Consider the following 23984-nt stretch of genomic DNA (forward strand, 5'->3'; position numbering starts at 1 on the left):
GATGGCTTTTTTTCTAGATGCACTCAAACAACATGGTTTTCTCGATCGCATTCATCTGAGTATCTGCAATGTTGGTTCGCGCAAGGTGAGCGCTCAAGATGACTATGCAAGCCAAGTTTGGCGGGTTTTTGCTCCGAATCTGACGATCTATGGCTTCGATGCTGATCCAGAAGCCTGTGAGATTGCAAATTCAGAGTTTGAATCACGAGGAGCAGATTGGAATGAGTTTCATATTCCGATCGCACTTGCTAAAGAATCTGAAGTTGCAACGCTGTATGTCACTAGAAATCCAATGTGTAGTTCTCTCTATCAACCCGACGAAGAACTACTTCAGCATTTCCCCGGTCTGCCGAGTCTCGTGAACCTAGATCACACAATCGAAATCGAGACGACCACACTAGATGCTTTTTGCCAAGGGGAGTTGATCGATGAGATTAATTTCTTACAGATCGATGTGCAGGGCGCAGAGCTTCAGGTTTTAGAAGGCGCAGTTCAGACACTCAATCAAAGCATTTTAGCGATTCAGGCTGAAGTTGAATTTTCGCCGCTTTATCAAAATCAGCCTTTGTTTGCAGATGTGGATACATTTTTGAGACGACAAGGATTCACGTTGTTTGATGTCTCCAAAGCACAAATTGCGCGATCGTCAATCCGCTCAGCAAGTCGTCTGGGACAATTGCTTTGGGGAGATGCGATCTATCTTCGTGATCCATTTGATAAAAATACTCCAAAACAGTTCAAAACACCTGACCAGATTTTCAAGTTAGCTTGTGTTGCCGATGCACTAGAGTTTACAGATTATGCTTTGGAGCTTCTGATGGCTTTAACCCTGAACTATGCAAGCAGTTTCGACTATAACTTCGCAGAAATCATTCTTGAAAGCTTAAATCAGATTTCAGGGTTAGAGCAATTAGAAAGAGTACAGGCTTTAATCGCTGAGCTAAAGCCATATGTAACAGTTCAGCATTAAATTGCTTTTTTCATCTGTGTTTGCCACATTTGCAGGTAGGCAGCTTCCATCTGGCGGGTGAAAGCTTTTGCATTCCAGAGCGGGGCAGTTTGGCGCGATCGCATTAAATCCCAGTGAATCTTCTGGCGTAGAGCGGCATCAGTCCCCAGCTTTACGCCCCATTCAATGTATTCTTCATCTGTCCAAGCAATTCCTTCACTAATCCCTGCATTTTTTAGCATGGTGTAACTATTACGAGCAGCGAACTGTTCTCCAACACGAGTAACAAGAGGAATTCCCATCCACAGGGTTTCAAGTGTAGTGGTTGCACCGTTGTACGGGAACGTATCGAGAACTACGTCTGCGATCGCTAAGTTTGCACGATGTACCTCAGAAGAAGCAACATTACCTAAGAACCGTAGCCGCTCTTGTTCAATCCCAAGTTCTTCAGCAATATCAAAGAAGAACTTTTGAATTGATTTTTCATCTGATAAGCCTTTAATCAGAAAATAGCTGTTTGGGACTTGTTTGATGATTTGCAGTTGCAGACGAGTTGTATCGAGATGGCGCTTAAACCCTCGCTGTGCACTGAGAAAGACGATCGCATCGTTTGGAATGTTTAAGTCAGAGCGGTGCAACGTTGGAACCCCAACTTCAAAACCATCAACTGCAATGTATGTTTGAGGCAATCGCCAGATTTTTTCGCGGTAATACTCTTGAGCCGTGTCTGGTAAAACGTAAGGATCAGCAATGAAGTAATCGACCGCAGGCAGACCAGGTGCATCCCAACCGAGCCAAGTGATTTGGACAGGTGCGGGTTTGAGAGCAAGGATTCGACAACTGAGATCTAATGTGATGCTGTCGAGATCAATCAGAATATCAATCTCGTCTTGCTGAATCTGATATGCAATGTCGATCGGAGTATCGTCTAAAGTGAAATGATGAGCGCGATCGAAAGTCTGGACATACCAAGCTTGCAGCGGATCAGTCGAGGAACGATTTAGAAAATAACCGTAGACTTCAAATGTATTGCGATCGTGGTATTGAATTAACCAACGCGCTAACCAACCAACTGAGTGAGTTGCCATACACCGGGAAAGATAACCCACTTTTAAGCGCTTCGGAGAACACCGCTGGATTGGCAAAACTGGGTTTCCGATACGAGCAGCGTGATCTTGAGTTTCAGTCTGAATAAACTCAAGCAGTCGATTTTGTAGAGTTCGCCACGATCGAGGCTGGTCTTTAAGGTACACCAAGTAGTAAGCCACATTCGTCAACTGACTCAAAATGCTGGGATCAAGTCCGTCTGTGGGTTGATCTACAAATGCTTGAAGGTTCGCTTCTTGCTCTTGAGCGATCGAGAGTGCTTCTTCCCAGTAGCCTCCCGCACTCATTAGACCCCGGAGCAGCAGATGACCTGATCTGACTTTCTCATCTAATGTACTGCTGAGTTCATACCGCTGCTTTGCAGTCTGAATGCCTAAATCGTATTCGTGGCAATTTTGGTAGAAAGAAGCTAGATGACCTAACGTTTCGATATCGTTCGGATAGAGTCGGAGAAACAACCGCGCAAGTTCGATTGAGAAACGGTAGAGCGATCTCGAATAAGCAAGCTCGATGGCAGCCGTGAGAATTGCCCATCGGAAGTCTCGCTTGTCTGGAATCCAGCGATCGCAGGCTTCAACGAATGAGAGAACTGTAGGCGAGGGTGGAACAAATTCAAGAACCCGCCGCAACATGAGCAGTATTTGATTGACCTCGATCGAGGTTTCACAAGTCTGAAGCAGGGGAATTGTTTGCTCACAGATCTCAGTCATTTGATGTTTAAGCTCGATCGACAAATCTAGCACCTTGAGCATATTTACTAGATCATCTGGATGAAATTCGCGTAAATGTTGGCGAATGACCCAAGCGATCGACAAGTCTGCGTCTTTCTCAAATCGTTGAGCGGCGTTCTCTAATACTTCGGTTAGTTCAGCGATCGCTGATTCAGTTTGCCCTGGCTCACCGTTTGACAGCACAAATAGCCAAGTCGTTTGTGCTTCTTCTTCTTCTCCTTGCAGCAGTAGTACTAGACCATAGTGCCAATAGTGCAATTGGGTTTTTGGCTCTTGATCAATCAGTTGCTCATACAATAGTGCTGCTTTGCTGTAGTAGCCTTGCAAAAGGGCTTCATGCGCTTGAAAAGTTAGCGTAACTTCAGCCGGAAATGGGGGAGTGAGAGTCATAGGTTACACACAAACAAGTGATATCAGTATGGACGGTTTGATGAGAACTGAAACACAAAAAATAAGTGAGTAGATTCCTCTACCCACTTACGTGAAGCTAAATCGACAAGATTAATTCATTGCTGACGATTTTGCTGGAGGTGTCATTGCGTTGTTAGCGGGGTTGATCGTTGCAAGACCCAGCGGGTTGGTCGTGGGCACGTCGCTTTCATAAGCGATACCAAGCGTGGTCGTTTCAGTGGTGGTCGGATCAGTCACAACAAACACAGTTCCACCATACGATCGGAGAGCAGCCACGCGGGAAGTTCCAGTCGTAAGAACTTGAGTCGCGCTGGTAGCAACATCATCACCCGATGCGTAATCGTAGTTCGGGGTTTGCTTGGGAACTGGATTTGCCATCTGCTCTAGACCTTTAGCAAATCGCGTCTTCTCAAGGTAGAACGATTGCTGAGTTCGGTTGAGTGTACCGACGTAGGTCTTTGCTTCAGACTGTTTACCCTTGTTCGCTTGGTTGAGGAACGAAGGAAGCGCAATTGCAGACAGGATACCGATAATGATGATCACCACGAGCAATTCGATCAGAGTGAAACCACCTTCTCTTTTTTTCGAGATCAAATGATTCAGGAATTTTGCCTTCAGTTCAGATTTCATGAGAAACGTTTCTCCTTATAAGGTGCGGTTTGTTTGAACTTCTAACGCCTGAATCTAATCTGCCCAGCCCGATCAAGTTTCATATCACCTTGAATTAGAAATTCTAGAACTTCCAACTTTCATTTCGGTGCAATGTTCCCTACAGATAGATATGACTTCCAGCACTGAAGTTTTCTAATCCACAATCCTAGGCATTTCTTTCAATCATTACATAGCCGTTTTCTTCCAAAGGTAGCAACAAGCCTTTCACTCGTTCCAATGCCTCTGTTTCCGACGTTGGTTCTTGTGTCACCGGATTAAAGGGACGAAGCTTTTGCCACCATTGAACTAGAGCATTGATCGATCTTGGCATTTCCAAAAGTGGCAGCAGGCATCCTGCACCCTGGCTATCGATGATCAGTGATAAATCAGATAGTTGACAAACTCGGCTCAGTTCAAAGATTTTTGCCCCAGTCACACAATGATTTAGGGCTTCGCGAAACTCAGTCGTGACCACCTGTGGGTGCAGATGCGCGATCGCGGACTGCCAGGTTTCGTCACTCCATTGCGAGATCGGCTCATACTCCTGAGTTTTTTCTGGTAGACCGCACCAAACATCTAACAGTCGATGACGGGGATTCAATAGTTCACAGAGATAGAGTTGTTCAGCGATCGACTGATCCGATAAGCTCATCATCACTGAGAGTGGCATCTCATCAAGATTGTCAAACAGCGATAGTAAATCCCACTCTCGCCAATTTACCATCGAGATAAACTCCAATTCTGCCGCTTCGATTGCTTCAAACAGCTCCAGAATTGTCCATCCTTTATCACCCTCAAGCAGGTAATTTGCCAGAACAGTTTCATCGTCCGTTTCAAAGTTTGAGTTCCAGCCATACACCTTCATAAACGCATTGTTTTTGACACAACGCATGGTTTCTCGCACTAATTTCACTTCAGCTTCAGGTTCAGTACCAAGCATGAATCCAAGCTGTTTGAAGAATTTCTGAGCGCTGTAATAGATTGATCGTTGCAATGAACTATGAAAATTGGTGCGAAGAACTCCATCTGGCTTCAGGGCTTCCCGCATTGCCTTCAATCCCGCGATCGGATCAGGCAGCAGATATAGCACTTCATCATTATTGATGTAGTCAAATTGCATTCCCAAGCTGGGCAAATCTTCAAGAGCGATCGCATGAAATTCCACGTTCTCGATATTGTGATACTGCAATCGCTTCTGAGCTAAATCGACTGATGCAGGAGAAAGATCGATTCCCACAACTTTTGCGCCTGGATTCGCGATCGCGAGTTCTAGGGATTTATAGCCTGTTCCACATCCAGCATCCAAAATCAGCTTTCCAGCCGGAGTGACCACTTTTTGATTGCGACGGTAGTAAGCTGTCACCAAACTGTGAATGTAGAGGCTTCTGAGATTTTTGGGAAACTGTTCGAGCGGGGTTCTGGGATAGGGCGCATTATCAAACTGCTGACGCATCTTTTCTAGAAAGTCAGACTTTAGCGGAGTCATGGTCATCGTCGTTTCTCCCAAATTGCCGAAAATTCCTTTCAATATGCCTGTGAGATTTCGATTGACCTCCGTAATGGTGCGGGTGGATTTGAAGCGTGAAGAAAGCGATCGCAATTTCTACGGAACTAGAACCTTTATACTGAAGTGAGAAAAATCGCGTTGCAGGAGGCTCGATCGATGGTGACTCAGCCGCAAACCTCTAACGAGGTCGTTTACCCGGAGAGTGACGGCAAACCAATGGCAGACAATACGAAGCAATTTCGCTGGATCGTGGTGATTGAGCAGAATTTAGAATTGTTGTTTGCCGATGATCCGAATGTGTTCGTCGCAGGAGATTTACTGTGGTATCCGGTTGAGGGAAATAATCGGCTCTGTACCGCTCCGGATGCGATGGTTGCGTTTGGTAGACCGAAAGGCGATCGAGGTTCCTATCTGCAATGGCGAGAGGATAACATACCGCCCCAAGTTGTGTTTGAGATTCTGTCACCGGGTAACACAGCACGTGAAATGAGCCGTAAGCTGATGTTTTACAGCACTTATGGGGTTGAAGAATACTATCTTTATGATCCAGATCGAAATCGATTAGAAGGATGGTGTCGATCGGATGATCCGTGGTTGGAACAAATAGAATCGATCGAGGGGTGGATCAGTCCCAGATTAGGAATTCGATTTGAACTTGGTGAAGAATTGAACCTGTATCGACCTGATGGAGTCCCCTTTTTCTCGTTCGCTCAACTTAATCAAATGCTCGATCAAGAACGGCAAAGAGCAGAACAGGAAAAACAGAGAGCCGATGACATGGAAGCTTTGTTGAGACAATATCGCGATCGCTTCGGAGAAATAGACCAAGAGTAAGAACTTTTAGGATTGCAATCTAGAAATCCAACACCCTAGAAAATCACGTGTCATAATGGTGAGGCTGAAAATCCGTAGGGGAAAAGATAGCACTCCCAAACTTACCTAATTGAAGGAGAAAAAATGGCACGAGTGATGGTCGTTGGAGCGGGTGGAGTGAGCCGCGTTGTAACTCACAAACTTGCTGCACTGGAAGAGTTTGATGAAATTCTACTCGCCAGCAGGACTTTAGAACGATGTACCCAGATCGCAGAGAGTATATCTACTAAGTCCATTCAGACCGCACAGTTGGATGCGGATAACGTGCCCGAAACCGTAAAGCTGATCAAAGCGTTTCGACCCGATATTCTGGTCAATGTGGCTCTGCCTTATCAAGATCTGTCGCTGATGGATGCGTGTCTCGAAGCGGGAGTGAACTACCTCGATACGGCGAATTACGAGCCTCCCGACAATCCGAAATTCGAGTATCGCTGGCAGTGGGCATATCAGGAACGCTTTTTCGAGGCAGGGTTAACGGCAATTCTTGGCTGTGGTTTCGATCCCGGTGTGACCGGAATTTTTACCGCTTACGCACTCAAACATCATTTTGATGAAATTCACGAACTCGATATCGTGGACTGTAACGCAGGAACTCACGGAAGAGCGTTCGCAACGAATTTCAACCCAGAAATCAATATTCGCGAGATTACGCAGCCCGGACGCTACTACGAAAAGGGTGAATGGGTGACGGTTCCGCCGCTCTCGATTCATCAGCCAGTAGCTTATCCCGAAATTGGCGATCGCGAATCGTATCTGCTCTATCACGAAGAACTCGAATCGCTGGTAAAACACATTCCAACGCTGAAACGAGCTAGATTCTGGATGACGTTTTCGGAGAACTATTTAATGTATCTCCGGGTGTTGGAAACGTTGGGACTGACGCGGATTGATCCGATCGATTACGAAGGAACTCCAGTCGTGCCGCTGAAACTTCTGAAGAAATTGCTGCCTGATCCGTCTTCGTTGGCGGCGACTTATACGGGACAAACCTCGATCGGGTGTCATCTGCGCGGGATCAAGAATGGTCAACCGCAGCAGTATTACATCTACAACAACTGTGATCACGCCAAATCCTATCAAGAAGTGGGAGCACAAGCGATTTCCTACACTACGGGTGTGCCCGCTGCTCTGGGTGCATTGATGGTGGCGAATGGAACTTGGCAGAAACCAGGAGTCTTTAACGTCGAGCAGCTTGATCCTGATCCGTTCTTGGAACGGTTGGGGGCAATGGGTCTGCCTTGGCATGAAGTGATTGGTCAAGCTTCCCCGTTTGTGGAGGAGTAGGACATGATCAACGATGCAGTTTTGGAGGCGATTCCGTCTCCCTGCTTTGTGCTGGATGAAGAGCGACTTGAGCGGAATTTGCAGATCTTCGATCGAGTTCAACGCGAAGCCCCCGTTAAAGTTCTCTTAGCATTGAAAGCGTATGCCTTGTTTCATTCGTTTCCAATGATCAATCGGATGTTATCCGGGGCATCGGCAAGTTCGCTCTGGGAGGCTCGGTTAGCAGCCGAAGAATTCGGAGGTGCATTGCACGTCTATTCGCCTGCATATCGGGAGCAGGATTTACCGGAATTGTTCGATCGAGCAACTCATGTGACTTTTAATTCTCTAAGTCAGTGGGAGCGCTCACCAAAAGGATCGGCATCGATCGGGCTTCGGATTAATCCGCTCTATTCCCCGGTTAAAACCGCTCTCTATAATCCTTGCCAGCCTGGATCACGTTTAGGTGTTTTGCCTGAACAATTAGGCGATCGCTTACCGGATGGCATCAGTGGCTTCTTGTCTCACAATCTGTGTGAAAGCGATTCTTTTGCATTAGAGAAAACGCTTCAGCAGATTGAACAACATTATGGTCACTTGTTGCCTCAGATTCAGTGGTTGAATCTGGGGGGTGGGCATTTGATGACGCACGAAAACTATGATGTCGATCATGCGATCGCAGTTCTGAATGCGTTTCACGATCGCTATCCTCATTTGCAGTTGTATCTAGAACCCGGTTCCGCGATCGTTTGGCAAACAGGCGATTTGATCGGTTCGGTTCTCGATCTGATTCCGACTGCTGATTTTACTCATGTGATGTTGGATGTGTCTTTCACTGCACACATGCCCGATTGTTTGGAGATGCCTTATCAGCCGGAAATTGTGGGAGCATCGCAAAACGGAGAATATCGCTTAGGGGGATCAAGCTGTTTAGCTGGAGATTTCCTCGGTGATTACGGGTTTGAGAAACCGTTAGCCATCGGCGATCGCATCATTTTCAAAGACATGATGCACTATACGATGGTCAAATCCACGATGTTTAACGGGGTCGCGCATCCGGCGATCGGGTGTGTCCGCAAAGATGGATCGTTTGAATTGTGGCGCGAATTTGGCTACGAGGATTATCGATCGCGAGTCGGTTAAGGAAAGTTAGAGAGAATCCACGATCGTAAAAATCCTGATTTACTATTTGGATTAATGCGATCGTGGATTTGATCTATGGGCAAAAAGAAAGGAAAACCAGAGTGGATCAAAGAAACTCTGGAAATCGATGATAATCATGGCTGGCAGTCGAAACCGGGCTACAAGATTTTCGTAGCGGGACGGGGTGCGGTTCGATTCGATGTGCCGCAAGACTGGCATTTTGAACCGAACGAAAAATCTTTTAGCTTCCATGATGCAACGCCGCCAAACGATGATTGTCGGTTAGAAGTTTCTTACAATCACTTGCCGAAACAAGATTGGAGCTTGTTTCCGTTGGAACATACGGTGAAAAAGGTTGCGACTGCCGATCGACGTGATGTGATCGAGGTCGGGGAAGTGGTCAAAGTGAAACGCCAAACGGCTCGAATCGCTTGGATTCAAATTAAATTCATCGATTCTAATGAAAATCGTGAAGCGTATTCTCGGATCTGTGTCGGGCTTGGGTCGAGTATTCAGTGTTTGATTACGTTTGATTATTGGGCGGATCAAGCGGAGAAGTTGACTCCGGTTTGGGATGAAGTGATTAATTCGCTGGTGTTGGGCTTGTATATTCGCGATCCGAGGACTGGGTTTGCGATACCGGATTAGTGTGTAGTTTGGGGTTCTGACTGCGTTGTCAGTCCGCGCCGGAATAGAATTCGGCGCGGATGAGTGCGATCGACGAGGGATGTGTGATTATCTTTCTTTTTCCAATTCACCACCAGTATCATTCTATTCCGGGGCGGAATTGAACGAAGCGAACAAAACACACTAATTCAAAATTCCGCGACCCATTCAAGATTCCTGAACTTGATAGGATATTCAAGCAGCTTACAGTTCAGTTCATGCCTCAAACGATCGTTGTAAAAATCGGGACTTCTAGCCTGACTCAACCCGATTCAAGACAATTAGCACTTTCGACGATCGCTTCTCTAGTCGAAGTTCTCAGTCAGCTCCGCCAACAGGGAAATCGCGTTGTTCTCGTTTCATCTGGCGCGGTCGGGGTTGGATGTGCACGATTGGGATTAGTCGAACGTCCGAAATCGATGGCGCTCAAACAAGCGATCGCGGCGGTCGGTCAAGGTCGTTTGATGCGGATTTATGATGATTTTTTCACCGCACTCCAACAACCGATCGCACAAGTCCTTCTCACTCGTGGCGATCTGATTCAACGCAGCCGCTACATTAATGTTCTTCGCACGTTTCAAGAACTCTTAAACTTGGGTGTTGTTCCGATCGTGAATGAGAACGATACGGTTTCGGTCGATGAATTGAAGTTTGGCGATAATGATACGCTCTCGGCACTGGTTGCGAGTGTGGTCGATGCGGATTGGTTATTTTTGATGACGGATGTAGATCGCTTATATTCTGCTGATCCCCGCAACAATCCGAACGCGCAACCGATCACGATCGTCAAACACATTGATGAATTGTCAGACGTTCAAACCGGAAGCTCTGGGACACAGTGGGGCACTGGGGGAATGGTGACGAAGATTCAAGCGGCTCGAATTGCGACGGGTGCGGGTGTGAGAACTGTAATTACTCAAGGTCGATCGCCGCGTAATCTTTTAAAAATTCTGTCAGGTGAATTGATTGGAACGCAGTTTGAACCGCAGCCGCGCCCGTTTAATGCTCGACAGCGGTGGATTGCTCATGGATTGGTTCCGGTCGGGCAGTTGTATCTCGATGAGGGTGCAGTGAAAGCGATTCGACATTCAGGTCGATCGCTATTAGCCGCAGGCATTATTCAAGTCAAAGGCGAATTTGATAGTCAGAACGCGGTGAAAATCTGCGATCGCTCTGGTGAAGAAGTTGCGCGAGGCATCGTCAACTACAACAGCGACGAACTAGAAAAAATTCGCGGTCGTCAATCCGATGAAATTCCCGAAATTCTTGGATACGCGGGTGAAGAAACCGTCGTGCATCGCGATAATTTGGTTCTTTCCTGATACAATTCAATCCCGAATCATCCCCGCCGAGAAAGCTTGTGACTCACGTTCCTTACTCTGATTCTTTGCAGCCCTTTCCCGTGTTGGGACTGCCGATGCACCTCGTGAATGATTACGATCGCTGGCTGAGTCACCGCATCGAACAGCGGCTGGGTTGTCATGTGATTACGCTGAATGCGGAAATGACGATGCAGGCGGAACAAAATCCAGCGTTAGCAAATATCATTCATCAAGCAGAATTAGTGATTCCGGATGGTTCGGGAATTGTTTTGTATATGCGGCTTCATGGGAAGCGGGTAAAGCGGACTCCGGGGATCGAACTCGCGCAAGGTTTGTTAGAGCGATCGACACAATTCGGTGAACCTTGGTCGATCTTTTTCTTCGGAGGTGCGCCCGGAGTTGCGGAAACAGCGGCGCAAAAATGGCGGCAAAGCATTCCAGGAATCTCGATCGTCGGTGTTCAAAATGGCTATCTCAAGCCTGAAGATGAACCTGAATTTCTTCAACATTTGAAAACACTACAACCCCGACTAATCTATGTGGGTCTGGGTGTGCCGCGACAAGAATTATGGATTTCTAAAAATCGGCACGTCTGCCCGAATGCGGTTTGGATCGGTGTCGGTGGCAGCTTTGATGTGTGGGCGGGAACAAAGGAACGCGCCCCAAAATGGTTCTGTGATAATCACCTCGAATGGTTGTATCGACTGTATCAAGAACCTTGGCGATGGAAACGAATGACTGCACTACCGAAATTTGCGATGAAAGCGATCGTGTATCGTCTCACTAAACGCAATCCGGTCAGCCGCTAAGGAATGGGAATTAATTGACTTACAATTCTCTGGGTTTACCCTCACCCTAGCCCTCTCCCTAGGGGAGAGGGAACAAGAATTCTAGCTCCCTTCTCCCCCAGGGAGAAGGGTTGGGGATGAGGGCAAACCCGTTCAATCTTGCACATTATTTAATTCACAATCCTAAACAATTAAAAACACCCCAGTCGTATCGATCGGAGTGTTTTATTTGTAGTCGCAGCCATGCGACTAACTAAGTTCCCATTGCCAGAAGAGTAATTTAGCTCTATTACCTGTAAATCAGTCTAAAGATAGACCTAGAACACCATTCCGATGATTGTTTGAGCGTGTTCAATGAGCGTACTGACAAGCTGACGAGTTGCAGGTAAAGAATCGATTCCCATTCCAGCGCAAAGCAGCATCATGTAAAGAATCGAGTATTTGAACGTCGATCGAGCTTCCATTAAATCCGACGGAGCCTGCATCAATTTCCAAGCTTTCTGGACAAAAATGCCGCCCAACAGAAGCGCGATCGCAGCATACACCGCACCCATCACATGCAGCGGATAAACCAACAACAGCGACACCGGAATCAATGACAGCGTGTAGTAAAAGATCTGCTTACTCGTCGGCTCATTGCCATTCACAACAGGCAACATCGGCACCCCGACTTTGGCGTAATCTTCACGAATCATGATCGCCAACGCCCAGAAATGCGGGGGAGTCCAGAGAAATACGATCGCAAATAACACCCAAGCCGCCCAACTCAAGTCGCCTGTCACCGCAGCCCAACCCACCAGAGGCGGAATCGCACCCGCAGCACCGCCAATCACAATATTTAGAGTGCTATGCCGCTTCAGCCAGTGAGTATAGACCACCACATAAAAGAAGATGCCGGACATCGCCAAACAAGCACTGAGCAGATTCGCAAAATACACGAGCAAACCAAACGATGTCACCGCTAACGTAATCGCAAAGATTAACGCATCGCGGGGACTCACTCGACCCGATGGAAGTGGACGGCTGCGAGTCCGTTCCATCACGTAATCAATATCTCGATCGTACAAACAATTAATAGTGTTTGCTGATCCTGCGGCAAAGGCACCACTGATCAGCGTCACGATTAGCAAGACGGGATCAACTTGTCCTTGAGCCGCAATCCACATTCCTCCCGCTGTAGTGATTAGGAGCAATAGAATGATACGCGGCTTGGTCAGTTGCCAATAGCTTTTAATGACTTGTAGGAAATCTTGATTGTGGCGAATTACGCCCGTTACTGAATTTTGCATTTTTATCTTCGGTCAAACGAGAGTAGCTAAAAAAGATTTAGGCTTCGACTTTGACGATCTGACCTTCAGCAGAATCGCGTAAAGCCAACACAGTAAACACCAGCAATGTTCCAAGGAGAGCGGCTCCAGTGGCTTGGTGTGCAACCGTTAAAGGTTCAACTTGAAGGCGCAGTTTGAAGGTCGCAACCCCCAATGAAATTTGTAGCACTAACAACAATCCAGCAACATTGATCAAGCGACGCAGCAACGGGTGAAGTGCAGGAGTGCGCCAAGCGAGAATCACTAATGCCAGAACAGAAAGCGTCGGAGGAACAATTCCCGCAATGTGACTGTTCATGATTGTACAGAGTTGGGATTGTCCGAAGCACTGATGTAATGCCCACTGAGACGAGACTAATCCGCCTAAGATGCTTTGAAAATAAACAAATCCGGTTGCCGCAATTCCGACTAAACGGAGCTTTCCGACGGTTCCCGTTCCTTGATATGGAATCAGCATTGTCCCGATCGCGAGTAAGGTGCTAAAGAACAATAATCCCGTTCCCAAATGCGCCGTTACAATGTCGAACCGCAAAAGTTGCGTGACCGTTAAGCCCCCTAACACCCCTTGGAAGACCACCAAGAACAGTGCGAACAAGGTTGCCCAAGGAGTCCACTTCGGTAGGTCACGACGGAACCACCAGGACACAGCCACAAGCGCGATCGTTCCAAAGCCGATCGTTGTCGCAACCAGTCGGTGAAACCATTCTAGAAACACCTCAAGATTCATCTGATCACGAGGCACAATCTCACCATAGCAGAGGGGCCAATCCGGGCAAGACAAGCCTGCATTCATGACCCGTGTGGCGCTGCCGACTGCCATGAGAAACAAGGTCGAGAAAGCCAGTGCAAACACGAGGCGAGTAATCCAACTGCGGGCTTGCGTGGGTTGAGAAATCGTCGGGGAATTAAACAGTGAATCTGACATAATTAATTCCGAAAAGCGGATAGTCGTTATTTAGAAATAAAACTTCATCAACCGTGAAGCATCTGCTCTAAGTTCTACTTTAGTTACGTAATCTGGAATCGACTACGAGTTTTGGAAATTCTTTCGATTTCAGCTAAATCTACTCCTTTCGCCTCTACCTAAAGTTCGATCCCGAAGAAAGAGTTAAATTTCTCTGATTTCGATCGCCCGAATGATGAAACCTGCCCTACCGTGGAAGGAAGACTAGACTGGAAATTGAGCAAGCGTTCTCAAACATACAGTTCTCTCTGAGCGTTGGAATTATTGTCATAACGGCAAACAAAACAGCAAGATCTCTACCCAAAAGCTGTTTACCCAATATCCAGAATCTAGAACCCTGTTAAGTAGTTATAGGCAAGATTGGTGAGCCGTGAATATTCCTAGTCAAATTTCAACTCTCCTCGCGGGTATCGTTCTGACCCTCGTGAGCCTCTGGTACGGTCAGAACCATAATCTGCTTCCGGTTGCTGCGTCTGAAGCAGCCCCACTGGTTGATCAATTATTTAATGCGATGCTGACGATCGGGACTGGCATTTTCCTGCTGGTGAGCTTTATCCTGATCTACTCTTCGTTTCGCTTCCGTCGCCAGCCAGGAGACTTGAGCGATGGTCCTCCTGTTCATGGCAACATTCCCCTCGAAATCCTTTGGACAGCAATTCCGGCTGTGATCGTGTTGGGCATTTCAGTGTTTAGCTTTGAAATCTACAACACCGAAAGCGGAATGAATCCGATGGATCACTCAATGGCGGCACATGGAGGTCATCCCGTGGCTCATGTTCAAAAAGGAGCCGCGATCGCTGCCCCGTTAATTGCCGATACTGATCCGAATATCGCCATCACCAAGGAAATTCGGAAAAATGCGGCAACGAATGCGATCGAAGAAGATATTCCCGTTCGCAAAGATGCGCCCATTCCTGGAGTGGTTTCGCCTAGAGCAGGTTCAATTTCTCCGAACAACAAGCAAGAGCCGCTGGTTATCAATGCCGCAGGAATGCAGTACGCTTGGCTGTTCACTTATCCCGAAGAAATCATTGCGGGTGAAATGCACTTACCCGTGGGTCGTCCGGTGATCATGAACATCACCGCGAACGATGTACTACACGCCTTCTGGGTGCCAGAGTTCCGATTAAAGCAGGACGCAGTTCCGGGACGGCAGACACAGATTCGCTTTGTCCCGACCAAAGAAGGGGACTATCCGATTATTTGTGCGGAATTGTGTGGTGCGTATCATGGCGCGATGAAATCTCATGTAGTGGTAGAGTCGCCTGAAGCATACGAGGAATGGGTACAGAGCATGAAGATTGCTCAAGCGAAGGGTGAGGAGCAAACGGTAGCCCTGAATCCCGCTCAGATGACTGAGAGTGAATACCTCGCACCTTACGCCCAAGAGACGGGTGTGACCCCTGAAATGCTACATCAACTTCATTCGATGAGTTAGTCGAAATTCGGAGCCGCTCTTTTTCTTAAGAACTTGCTATGACACAAGCAGCCCAAATTCAAGAACAAGCGAATCCTTCCGCTCGCGGTCAAGAACCGGGCGATTGGAGACGCTACTTTGGCTTTAGTACAGACCACAAAGTGATCGGGATTCAATACCTGGTCACAACTTTCTTTTTCTATCTGGTGGGTGGTGTGCTGGCGACGATGGTTCGCACTGAGTTAGCCACTCCTGAATCAGATTTCGTTAGCCGCGAAGTTTATAACAGTCTGTTCACGGTTCACGCGACGGTGATGATCTTTTTGTGGATTGTGCCTGCGGGAACGGGCGGCTTTGGAAACTATCTAGTGCCCTTGATGATTGGGGCGCGGGATATGGCGTTTCCGAAGCTGAACGCCTTGGCATTCTGGATCATTCCGCCTGCTGGGATTATGTTGCTCAGTAGCTTTCTGGTCGGTGCGCCCGGTGCAGGCTGGACGAATTACCCCCCGCTGAGTTTGATTAGCGGGAAAGCTGGAGAAATGATCTGGATTCTCAGCGTATTACTGTTGGGAACCTCGTCGATTCTGGCGGCAGTGAACTTTCTCGTGACGATCTGGAAGATGCGAACTCCCGGAATGGGCTGGAATCAGATGCCGCTCTTCTGTTGGGCAATGTTCGCAACCTCGATTTTGGCGGTGATTGCGACTCCAGTATTGGCAGGTGCGCTGATTTTACTGTCGTTTGATGTGTTGATTGGAACGGCGTTCTTTAATCCAACAGGAGGCGGCGACCCGATCGTTTATCAGCACTTGTTCTGGTTCTACTCGCATCCAGCGGTGTATATCATGATCTTGCCTGTGTTCGGCATGATCTCAGACATTATTTCTGTACACGCTCGGAAGCCGATTTTTGGATATAAAGCGATCGCTTATTCGAGTCTGGCGATCTGTGGGTTGGGCTTGATCGTGTGGGTGCACCATATGTTCACCAGCGGAACGCCGCCTTGGATGCGGATGTTCTTTATGATCACGACAATGATCATCGCAGTTCCGACGGGCATTAAGATCTTTAGCTGGCTGGCGACGCTTTGGGGCGGAAAATTAGACGGAAGTTCTGCGTTGCTGTTTGCGATGGGATTTATTTCGCTGTTCGTGATTGGTGGGATTAGCGGTGTAATGGTCGCGTCTGTTCCGTTTGATATTCACGTTCACGATACTTATTTCGTAGTCGCCCACCTGCACTATGTGTTGTTTGGGGGTAGCGTATTTGGACTGTATGCCGGGTTCTACCACTGGTTCCCGAAGATTACAGGACGAATGATGGACGAAACCTGGGGCAAGGTTCACTTTTGGTTGAGCTTTGTTGGGTTTAACTTAGCGTTCATGCCGATGCACAAATTAGGTTTGGAAGGCATGAACCGCCGGATTGCCGAGTACGATCCGAGGTTTGCGACGTTGAACTTGATTTGTACGATCGGTGCTTTTCTCCTTGCCATTTCTACGATTCCATTCGTGGTGAATGCAGCTTGGAGTTGGTTAAGCGGTGCGCCTGCGGGTGACAATCCTTGGCGTGGTTTAACGCTGGAATGGATGACCACTTCGCCGCCTCCGGTTGAGAACTTTGACGCTGATCCGATCTTGGCAACAGGTCCTTATGACTACGGGATGGGATCGCGATCGACAGAGGTTGATGTTCCGTTCTCCGATGCCAGTGATCCTGCCCTTTCAGCGGGACCGAGTTCGACGCTGAGAGCAAAACCTGATCCGGTCGTTGCGGCAGATCCGAGCGATCGGGGAACCGAAAGCCACAATCGCTAAACCTTGAAAGGATGGAGCCGACTTCATCCTTTGTGTCCTTCATTCTTTCAACACCATGACTACGATCGATCCTGCAAAAACTTCGCTCAACTACCACCACGAGAAAGCCGCAGAAACACACCATCACGAACATCCGGATCTTCGGATTCCAGGAATTATCGTGTTTCTAGCGGCGGAATCGATGATCTTTCTGGGGCTGTTCATGGCGTATATCGCGTTCCGAACCGTAACCCCCGTGTGGCCCCCCGAAGGCACTCCAAAGCTTGAACTCTTACTGCCTGGAATTAACACTGCGATTCTGATTAGCAGTAGCTTTGTGATTCATAACGCGGATACTGCAATCAAGAAAAATGATGTCAAAGGATTGCGGTTGTGGTTTGGTGTGACGGCTCTCATGGGCGCGGTCTTTTTGGTCGGTCAGCTTTATGAGTACTTCCACTTAGAATTCGGGTTGAAAACAAACATTTTTGCCAGCACGTTCTATGTTCTGACTGGATTTCACGGGCTGCACGTTTGTTTCGGGTTGATTTTGATTTTGGCGGTACTTTGGCGATCGCTTAAACCGAATCATTACAACAGCGAAAAACATTTCGGAGTCGAAGCCGCAGAAATTTACTGGCACTTCGTAGATGTCATCTGGATTATTTTGTTTCTACTGCTGTACATTCTTTAGATTTGAGCCAAATTCAAGAACGGGCGGGGTGTGAGTGCCTTGCCCGTTTTTTAATGAGTTTCGACATACTCACAAGTAGAAATCGGCTCAGGAACGGACAAGCCATCTTCTATCAATCCTTCGAGATGAAACTCGATCGCTTCATGAATCAGTTCTCTGACTTCCTCAATCGTCTCACCCACTGCCACACATCCTGGAAGATCTGGCACGTAAGCACCGTAGCTAGTTTGTCCTTTTTCGATGACGATCGCATATCGCATCAGTTCTGCTCCTCTTCTGGTCCGATCGATTCAATTTGAGCCTGTCTCCAGATACTTTTTAGTGTACCAATTGGAACATCAACACTAAGTTTTCCTGACACAGTGACTGTTCCTGATTTTTCTGAGTGCTTAAACTGTCGATGACTGCCTTTAGTCCGAGCTAGATACCAACCATCGGCTTCTAACCGTTTGATTACGTCTTTGACTTTCATGGCTTGTTCCATGATGGGTGAGCCATTATGTCATGTTCAAAGACTGCAACAACGTTGTCGATCGCCTAATATTATTTCAAATTTATATAGATCAGACGTTCTAAGTGTGCTATCTATGTTAGAAACTCGACGATTTTCGTTCAATTGTCGGATTCCAAGCTACACTAATCACTGATTTTTACTAAATCCCTGTGTACGTCAAGCGCGTTGAACTGACTAACTTCAAATCTTTTGGCGGCACAACGCCGATCCCGTTGCTGCCTGGATTTACTGTGATTTCAGGACCGAATGGATCGGGAAAATCAAATCTTTTGGATGCTCTGCTGTTTTGTCTGGGTTTGGCAGGCTCGAAAGGAATGCGGGCAGAACGATTGCCCGATTTGGTGAATCACACGCAGGCGACAAAAGGTCGATCGACAGTCGAAGCCGCTGTAACGACGGTGTTTGATCTGACAGACGAATTGGATCTGTTCCAAGCGTTGATGAATCCGAGCGAAGAAAACGCAGATACTTCACTCAATGAACCTAGCAATGGTAACGGGCACAAGCATGAACCGGATACTGTTTATGAAGTAAATGGAAATGGAAACGGTTCGACTAACGCTGAATGGTCTGTAACGCGAAAGCTACGAGTGACGCAACAAGGAACGTATACGTCAAACTATTACATTAATGGTGAACCTTGTACGCTGACGGAATTACACGAACAGTTAGACCGCATGAGAATTTATCCTGAAGGATACAATGTGGTACTTCAGGGAGACGTAACCCGGATTATTTCGATGAATGGTCGGGAGCGGCGGGAAATCATTGACGAATTGGCGGGAGTCGCATCGTTCGATCGCAAAATTAATCAAGCCAAAGACAAGCTCGATGCGGTGAAAGATCAAGAAGATAAGTTTCACATTGTTGAACGAGAATTGATCGAACAGCGCGATCGCTTAGCGCAAGATCGCATCAAAGCCGAGAAGTATAAAAAACTCCGCTCTGAAGTTCAATCTAAAGAACAATGGGAAATTGTCCTCCGCTACGAGCAAGCCGCTCAAGGTGTTCGTAAATTACAAGAACAAATCCACTCTGGCGAAAAAGAGATTGCTGATTTGACCGAGCAGATTGCAGCGATCGACATTCAAATCGGAACCACGACCGCTGAACTCGAACGGCTCAATGCTCAAGTGCGATCGCTCGGTGAAAAAGAATTACTCGCTGTTCAATCGACGTTAGCGACACGAGAAGCCGAACTGCGTCAACTCGAACGCCAGCAGGCAGATTTACAAAAAGCGAGTCAGGAACTAATCGAAACTCTGATAAAACATCAGCGCGATCTTCAGGAGAATCAGCAAACATTAGCGGCGCTGACTCAAGAGAAACAATCGATCGAGACTCAAGAACTCATCCAAGCGACACGAGAACGCGATCAGTCGCGGGAATTGCTCGATCGTAAACGCGATGAAGCGAATGCCTCGGCTGAAAATGCGGATGCGTGGGTGCAAGAACAATCGCAGTTACACCACCACATCGATACGCTGTCGAAATCTTTGGAGCCGCAACGAACCGAACAGGCAGCATTGCGAGAGAAAACCAATCAACTCGATCGACAAATTCTAGAGCAAACGGATTCACTCCGAACCACGACCGCACAACTGAACGAAAAACAGATCGAAGAAAGCGATTTATCTGAACGGTTAAACGCTGCAACCGGACAAATTCAATCACTAGCAGCATCACTATCCGGAGTTGAACAAGAATTACAAATTCAACGCCAAACTCAATCGCGATTAATCGAAGAACAACGCGATAAACAACGCAAGCTAGACAAATTAGAAGCACAAACGCAAGCGGTACAGGAAGCGCAAGGGACACAAGCCTCACAAGTCATTCTTAAAATGGGATTAACTGGGGTGTGTGGCTTAGTTGCAGAGTTGGGACAAGTTGATCCGCGATATCAGCTTGCGCTTGAAACCGCAGCAGGCGCGAGAATGGCAAATATTGTGGTCGAAGATGACGCGATCGCGGCGGCAGCGATCGACATTCTGAAACAAAGACGCGCCGGACGTGCGACCCTTCTCCCGCTGAACAAACTCAACCCGCCTCACATTCCAAATCGCGCCACAATGCGATCAATGCAAGGTTGTATTGGTTACGCGATTAATTTAGTTAACTTTGAAGATCGCTATCACGATGTATTCGCGTATGTGTTCGGTACGACCGTTGTGTTTGAAACGCTGAGCGATGCACGAAGACATTTAGGGCAGTATCGGATTGTTACGCTCAATGGAGAGTTACTCGAATCCAGTGGAGCCATGACCGGAGGAAGTGCTGGACATCGATCGCCGCTCAAATTTGGAACAGGTCATGCGGCAGAATCACCGGAGTTAGCCGCATTACGCCGTCGATTAGAGGAAATCGATCGAATTCTTGGACATTGTGAAGGCGCGATCGCCAAAGCAATGATCGCCCAAAGCGATCGTACAAAAGCCTTAACCGAAGCTCGTCAACAACATCGAGAATTAGAACTCAAACTTGAACAAGCGAAAAAAGAACTCAAACGCTTGGAATCAGAACAAATTCAATTCACAAAGACCTTAGAGAAAAATCAGCAAGAACTTTCTACGGCTCAATCTCGTTTACAGATTCTTGATCGTGAAATTCCAACTCAAGAAGCGCAATTAGAGCAATTGAGAACGAATCTAGCTGAGATTGAACAGTCTCAAACTCATAGCGAATGGCAGCAAATTCAGGCAGGAATACGATCGCTCGAATCCACCTTGAGCGAAAAGGAACTTGCTTTAAGAGCGATCGAGCAGCGATCGCAAGATATCGAAACCCGCTATCAACGCTTGCAAGAAAAAATCGAACAGGGACAAATTCGGATTCAAGAAGCGCGATCGCAGCAAACCATTCAACTGCAACAGCGATCGGAGAATTCGGAGCAACAGACCGCAGTGAATACCCAGATAACCGAGCTGAGAAATCAACTCGCGGAACTCGATAAAACACTGGGTGAAGAAAGAGCGAAACGGGATGCTGTCGATCGACAATTACGCGAACTCCAAAATCGCCATCAACAACACGAATGGCAACGCAATAAAACTCACGAAACCATTCAAGCCCGCCGCGAACAGCTTGTCATCGAACAAGCACAACTTGCAGAACAGAGCGCTGAACTTCCTGATCCGCTCCCCGAAGCGCCAGAAGGGATTACCCGCGATCTAGGGCAACTTCAGCACGAAATTCGATCAATGCAAAAACGGCTACAGGCAATGGAACCCGTCAATATGCTGGCATTGGAAGAATACGATCGCACCCAAGCCCGACTCGATGAACTGACCGAAAAACTCGAAACGCTCCAAGAAGAACGCACCGAGCTTCTACTGCGAATCGAGAACTTCACCACGCTGAGACAACGTGCCTTTATGGAAGCTTACGAAGCGGTCGATATCAACTTCCAAAAGATTTTCGCCACGTTATCCGATGGGGACGGACGGCTTCAGCTTGAAGACCCGAACGCTCCCTTTAACGGCGGCTTAAACCTGATCGCCCATCCGAAAGGCAAGCCTGTTCAACGATTGGCTTCGATGTCTGGGGGTGAAAAATCGCTTACCGCACTCAGTTTCATCTTCGCTCTACAACGCTATCGACCCTCGCCGTTCTACGCATTCGATGAGGTGGATATGTTCTTGGATGGAGCAAACGTGGAGCGATTAGCTAAAATGATCAAGCAGCAAGCCCAACAAGCCCAATTTATTGTGGTCAGTTTGCGGCGACCGATGATCGAATCTGCCCAACGCACGATCGGCGTAACACAAGCGCGAGGAGCCTTCACCCAAGTTCTGGGGATTAAGCTACCCCAAAGCGTCTAGCGTGCGTTTAAGCCGCGAAATCCGTTCGGCATTCCGTACCGATCGATCCTCGATATGATTTGATAATTAGAAAAAAGTGTAAGCAATAGGATTCGGGACTCAATGACAGAAGAATTTCGCCAACGCTCCGACCTCCTTGGAACTCAGGTGATTACGCGCAGCACCGGAAAACGGCTCGGCGTGGTGAGTCAGCTTTGGGTCGATATTGACTCTCAAGAAGTCGTCGCCCTCAGTTTGCGCCCGAATCTGTTCTACGGCACTGCTCAACCGATGATGCTCTCCAGCATTCGCCAGATCGGTGACGTGATTTTAGTCGATGACGAAGATGTGGTCGAAGATGTCGATCTGGAAAATTACAGCAACCTGATCGGCTACGAAGTGATTACCGAAACCGGGGAACTGCTCGGAAAAGTTCGCGGCTTCCGGTTCAATATTGATACAGGCAGACTCGATAATTTAGTCATCGCGTCGATCGGGCTTCCCCTCATTCCCGATCAAGTTGTCAGCACTTACGAACTTCCGATCACCGAAATTGTCAGCAGCGGACCCGATCGCATTATCGTGATCGAAGGTTCCGAAGAGCGGATGAATCAGCTTAGCGTCGGTGTGCTCGAACGTTTGGGAATCGGTAAAGCGCCTTGGGAACGCGAAGAAGCGCAATATCTCGCTCCTGCTCGACCTGAGAATCAACTTCCTGCGGGTCAGCCTACTCAAGTTGAAATGCGTCCTCGGATTCAAGAACCGATCGAGCAAACATGGGACCCGGATGAAACGCTGTACGATGAGCCTGAACCGATTCCGCTTCGTCGTGAACAAGAACCGCCGCGCCAGCAGTATCGCGAAGCCGAAATTTACTCGCCGCCCGTCTATAGCGACGACGATACAGAAAATTGGGACGACGATGAAACGGAAAACTGGGGACTCTCCAGAACCGACGGTTCCCCTGAGTACGAGGACGAAGAATACGACGATACGTATGTCGATGCTGAAGATGATGCGATCGCGGTAGAGTTTGAGGAAGTTAAAATCGAGCCGCCTGCCTCACCAGAAAGCTTTGAACCGGGCAATCTTGATGAAGATCCGTGGGCGGATCAGCCCCAGGAAGAAGAGGTAGCGGCGAAAACTGAAGAGCCTGAGAGCCAACCGCTTCCCGATCTCAACACGATCGCCAAAGCTCAGAAACAAAAACAACCAGAATACGAGGAAGAAGGCTACTAACTGTGATGTCTGCCCATGATTTGAATTCGCCTACCCCGTCTCATCCATTCGTTCATGGGCACACCTTCACAAGCCCCGGTGGTCACTTCACGTATCGTGTGATCGGTCCTTGCTGCCGATTATTTGATCGAGAACAACTCCCTTATCCTTGCTGCCGGATCGAATGGCACGGCAAAGAACCAAGCTGGAGACGCATCGGGCGCAGATTCATCGTCGATTTGGCTTCTCGAAACAGTCCATCTTATAACGTCGAAATCGTTGGGCGCGAGGCACACAATCCAGTTGTTCTCACGTTGTACTGGATTAAGCTGCCTCAACCGCTCAAAGAATGGTGGCATTCGAGCAAACCTGCCAATACTGCTTCTACGAGCGTTTTATCAGCTGAAGACATCAAAATCGAGGGATAAACCGCACTGCCCCAAGTCGGATGCACGATCGTTAAACAATTTCCCACAGGCGCGATCGTATATCCAAGCGTCGATCGCACCACTGCGACATCATCCAATCGTAACGATCCCGATTCTGATAAAACCGGAAATCCAGTTTTGGGATCAAACAATTCAACCAAATGATCTTCAAGCGATTCTGCAACCTTGAAACCAAATTCGAGGAATTGCGATCGCAATTTTTGTTTTTGTAAATCCGTTTCCCAACAGCGCTCAGATAATTCTCGATCGGCAAGTTGAAACACCACCACGATCGAGCGAATTGGATGCGACCATTCTGGTAATAATCTCTCAGAATGCGCGGCGATAAATTCACTCGGTGGATGGACAGAATATTGCATCATTCAGTTGAAAAAATAGAACGATCGGATA

The 23984-nt window shown here is 47.7% G+C and carries 21 protein-coding genes; 13 read left to right on the forward strand and 8 right to left on the reverse strand.

Annotated features, from left to right (window positions below):
- Position 1 precedes the first annotated feature (1 nt).
- Positions 2-970: an FkbM family methyltransferase gene (locus NIES2104_RS02020; protein WP_058995273.1), complete on the forward strand. Its 969-nt coding sequence runs from the start codon at positions 2-4 to the stop codon at positions 968-970.
- Here NIES2104_RS02020 and NIES2104_RS02025 read toward each other — a convergent pair.
- The 3 genes from NIES2104_RS02025 to NIES2104_RS02035 form a co-directional block, all read right to left on the reverse strand.
- Positions 967-3177 (reverse strand): O-linked N-acetylglucosamine transferase, SPINDLY family protein, encoded by a 2211-nt coding sequence (locus tag NIES2104_RS02025; protein ID WP_058995275.1) that lies wholly within the window; start codon positions 3175-3177, stop codon positions 967-969. The two genes, NIES2104_RS02020 and NIES2104_RS02025, sit on opposite strands and share 4 nt — an antisense overlap.
- Before the next feature lie 111 nt (positions 3178-3288).
- On the reverse strand, positions 3289-3828 hold the full coding sequence (locus tag NIES2104_RS02030) for a type IV pilin-like G/H family protein (protein WP_058995276.1): 540 nt from the start codon (positions 3826-3828) through the stop codon (positions 3289-3291).
- 187 nt (positions 3829-4015) lie between these two features.
- Complete coding sequence (locus NIES2104_RS02035) at positions 4016-5341, reverse strand: bifunctional 2-polyprenyl-6-hydroxyphenol methylase/3-demethylubiquinol 3-O-methyltransferase UbiG (RefSeq protein ID WP_202815022.1); 1326 nt, start codon at positions 5339-5341, stop codon at positions 4016-4018.
- On the opposite strand from NIES2104_RS02035, the gene NIES2104_RS32165 reads away from it, so the two are divergent.
- From NIES2104_RS32165 to NIES2104_RS02065, 7 genes are all read left to right on the forward strand, one after another.
- A complete protein-coding gene (locus tag NIES2104_RS32165) occupies positions 5334-5483 on the forward strand; it encodes a hypothetical protein (RefSeq protein WP_192843546.1) in 150 nt (49 codons plus the stop codon). The two genes, NIES2104_RS02035 and NIES2104_RS32165, sit on opposite strands and share 8 nt — an antisense overlap.
- A 29-nt stretch (positions 5484-5512) precedes the next feature.
- Positions 5513-6190: a Uma2 family endonuclease gene (locus NIES2104_RS02040; RefSeq protein WP_059001516.1), complete on the forward strand. Its 678-nt coding sequence runs from the start codon at positions 5513-5515 to the stop codon at positions 6188-6190.
- Positions 6191-6313: 123 nt separating this feature from the next.
- A complete protein-coding gene (locus NIES2104_RS02045) occupies positions 6314-7513 on the forward strand; it encodes a saccharopine dehydrogenase family protein (protein WP_058995278.1) in 1200 nt (399 codons plus the stop codon).
- Positions 7514-7516: 3 nt separating this feature from the next.
- Positions 7517-8635 (forward strand): carboxynorspermidine decarboxylase, encoded by a 1119-nt coding sequence (nspC, locus tag NIES2104_RS02050; protein WP_058995279.1) that lies wholly within the window; start codon positions 7517-7519, stop codon positions 8633-8635.
- Positions 8636-8710: 75 nt separating this feature from the next.
- Entirely contained in the window at positions 8711-9283 is a 573-nt protein-coding gene (locus NIES2104_RS02055) for a hypothetical protein (RefSeq protein WP_058995281.1), read from the forward strand.
- Between the two features lie 236 nt (positions 9284-9519).
- Positions 9520-10623, forward strand: coding sequence for a glutamate 5-kinase (gene proB / locus NIES2104_RS02060; protein WP_058995282.1), 1104 nt, complete (start codon positions 9520-9522; stop codon positions 10621-10623).
- A 38-nt stretch (positions 10624-10661) separates the two neighbouring features.
- Complete coding sequence (locus NIES2104_RS02065) at positions 10662-11432, forward strand: WecB/TagA/CpsF family glycosyltransferase (protein ID WP_339375055.1); 771 nt, start codon at positions 10662-10664, stop codon at positions 11430-11432.
- Between the two features lie 296 nt (positions 11433-11728).
- Here NIES2104_RS02065 and NIES2104_RS02070 read toward each other — a convergent pair whose 3' ends face one another.
- Positions 11729-12700: a heme o synthase gene (locus NIES2104_RS02070; protein WP_058995284.1), complete on the reverse strand. Its 972-nt coding sequence runs from the start codon at positions 12698-12700 to the stop codon at positions 11729-11731.
- Between the two features lie 37 nt (positions 12701-12737).
- Positions 12738-13664, reverse strand: coding sequence for a heme A synthase (locus tag NIES2104_RS02075; RefSeq protein WP_058995286.1), 927 nt, complete (start codon positions 13662-13664; stop codon positions 12738-12740).
- Between the two features lie 409 nt (positions 13665-14073).
- Here NIES2104_RS02075 and NIES2104_RS02080 point away from each other — a divergent pair, with 409 nt between their 5' ends.
- Genes NIES2104_RS02080 through NIES2104_RS02090 form a run of 3 tightly spaced genes read left to right on the forward strand, consistent with a single transcriptional unit; the run spans position 14074 to position 17613 of the window.
- Complete coding sequence (locus tag NIES2104_RS02080) at positions 14074-15141, forward strand: cytochrome c oxidase subunit II (RefSeq protein ID WP_058995288.1); 1068 nt, start codon at positions 14074-14076, stop codon at positions 15139-15141.
- Positions 15142-15179: 38 nt separating this feature from the next.
- Positions 15180-16940 carry a cytochrome c oxidase subunit I gene (gene ctaD, locus NIES2104_RS02085; RefSeq protein WP_058995290.1) on the forward strand — a complete coding sequence of 587 codons (1761 nt, stop codon included), beginning with the start codon at positions 15180-15182 and terminating at the stop codon, positions 16938-16940.
- 55 nt (positions 16941-16995) lie between these two features.
- Positions 16996-17613: a heme-copper oxidase subunit III gene (locus NIES2104_RS02090; RefSeq protein ID WP_058995292.1), complete on the forward strand. Its 618-nt coding sequence runs from the start codon at positions 16996-16998 to the stop codon at positions 17611-17613.
- 50 nt (positions 17614-17663) lie between these two features.
- Here NIES2104_RS02090 and NIES2104_RS02095 read toward each other — a convergent pair whose 3' ends face one another.
- Both NIES2104_RS02095 and NIES2104_RS02100 read right to left on the reverse strand, forming a co-directional pair.
- Positions 17664-17873, reverse strand: a complete 210-nt coding sequence (locus NIES2104_RS02095) for a type II toxin-antitoxin system HicB family antitoxin (protein WP_058995294.1) — start codon at positions 17871-17873, stop codon at positions 17664-17666.
- Positions 17873-18085 (reverse strand): type II toxin-antitoxin system HicA family toxin, encoded by a 213-nt coding sequence (locus NIES2104_RS02100; protein WP_058995296.1) that lies wholly within the window; start codon positions 18083-18085, stop codon positions 17873-17875. Before NIES2104_RS02100 ends, NIES2104_RS02095 begins: the two co-directional genes overlap by 1 nt.
- Positions 18086-18276: 191 nt before the next feature.
- On the opposite strand from NIES2104_RS02100, the gene smc reads away from it, so the two are divergent.
- Positions 18277-21948: a chromosome segregation protein SMC gene (smc, locus tag NIES2104_RS02105; RefSeq protein WP_058995298.1), complete on the forward strand. Its 3672-nt coding sequence runs from the start codon at positions 18277-18279 to the stop codon at positions 21946-21948.
- A gap of 102 nt (positions 21949-22050) precedes the next feature.
- Positions 22051-23166, forward strand: a complete 1116-nt coding sequence (locus NIES2104_RS02110; RefSeq protein ID WP_058995300.1) for a PRC-barrel domain-containing protein — start codon at positions 22051-22053, stop codon at positions 23164-23166.
- A gap of 313 nt (positions 23167-23479) precedes the next feature.
- On the opposite strand, the gene NIES2104_RS02115 is transcribed toward NIES2104_RS02110, so the two are convergent.
- Positions 23480-23956 (reverse strand): hypothetical protein, encoded by a 477-nt coding sequence (locus tag NIES2104_RS02115; RefSeq protein ID WP_058995302.1) that lies wholly within the window; start codon positions 23954-23956, stop codon positions 23480-23482.
- Positions 23957-23984 lie beyond the last annotated feature (28 nt).

The sequence above is a fragment of the Leptolyngbya sp. NIES-2104 genome, from assembly GCF_001485215.1.
In the GTDB taxonomy this organism is placed as follows: domain Bacteria; phylum Cyanobacteriota; class Cyanobacteriia; order Leptolyngbyales; family Leptolyngbyaceae; genus Leptolyngbya.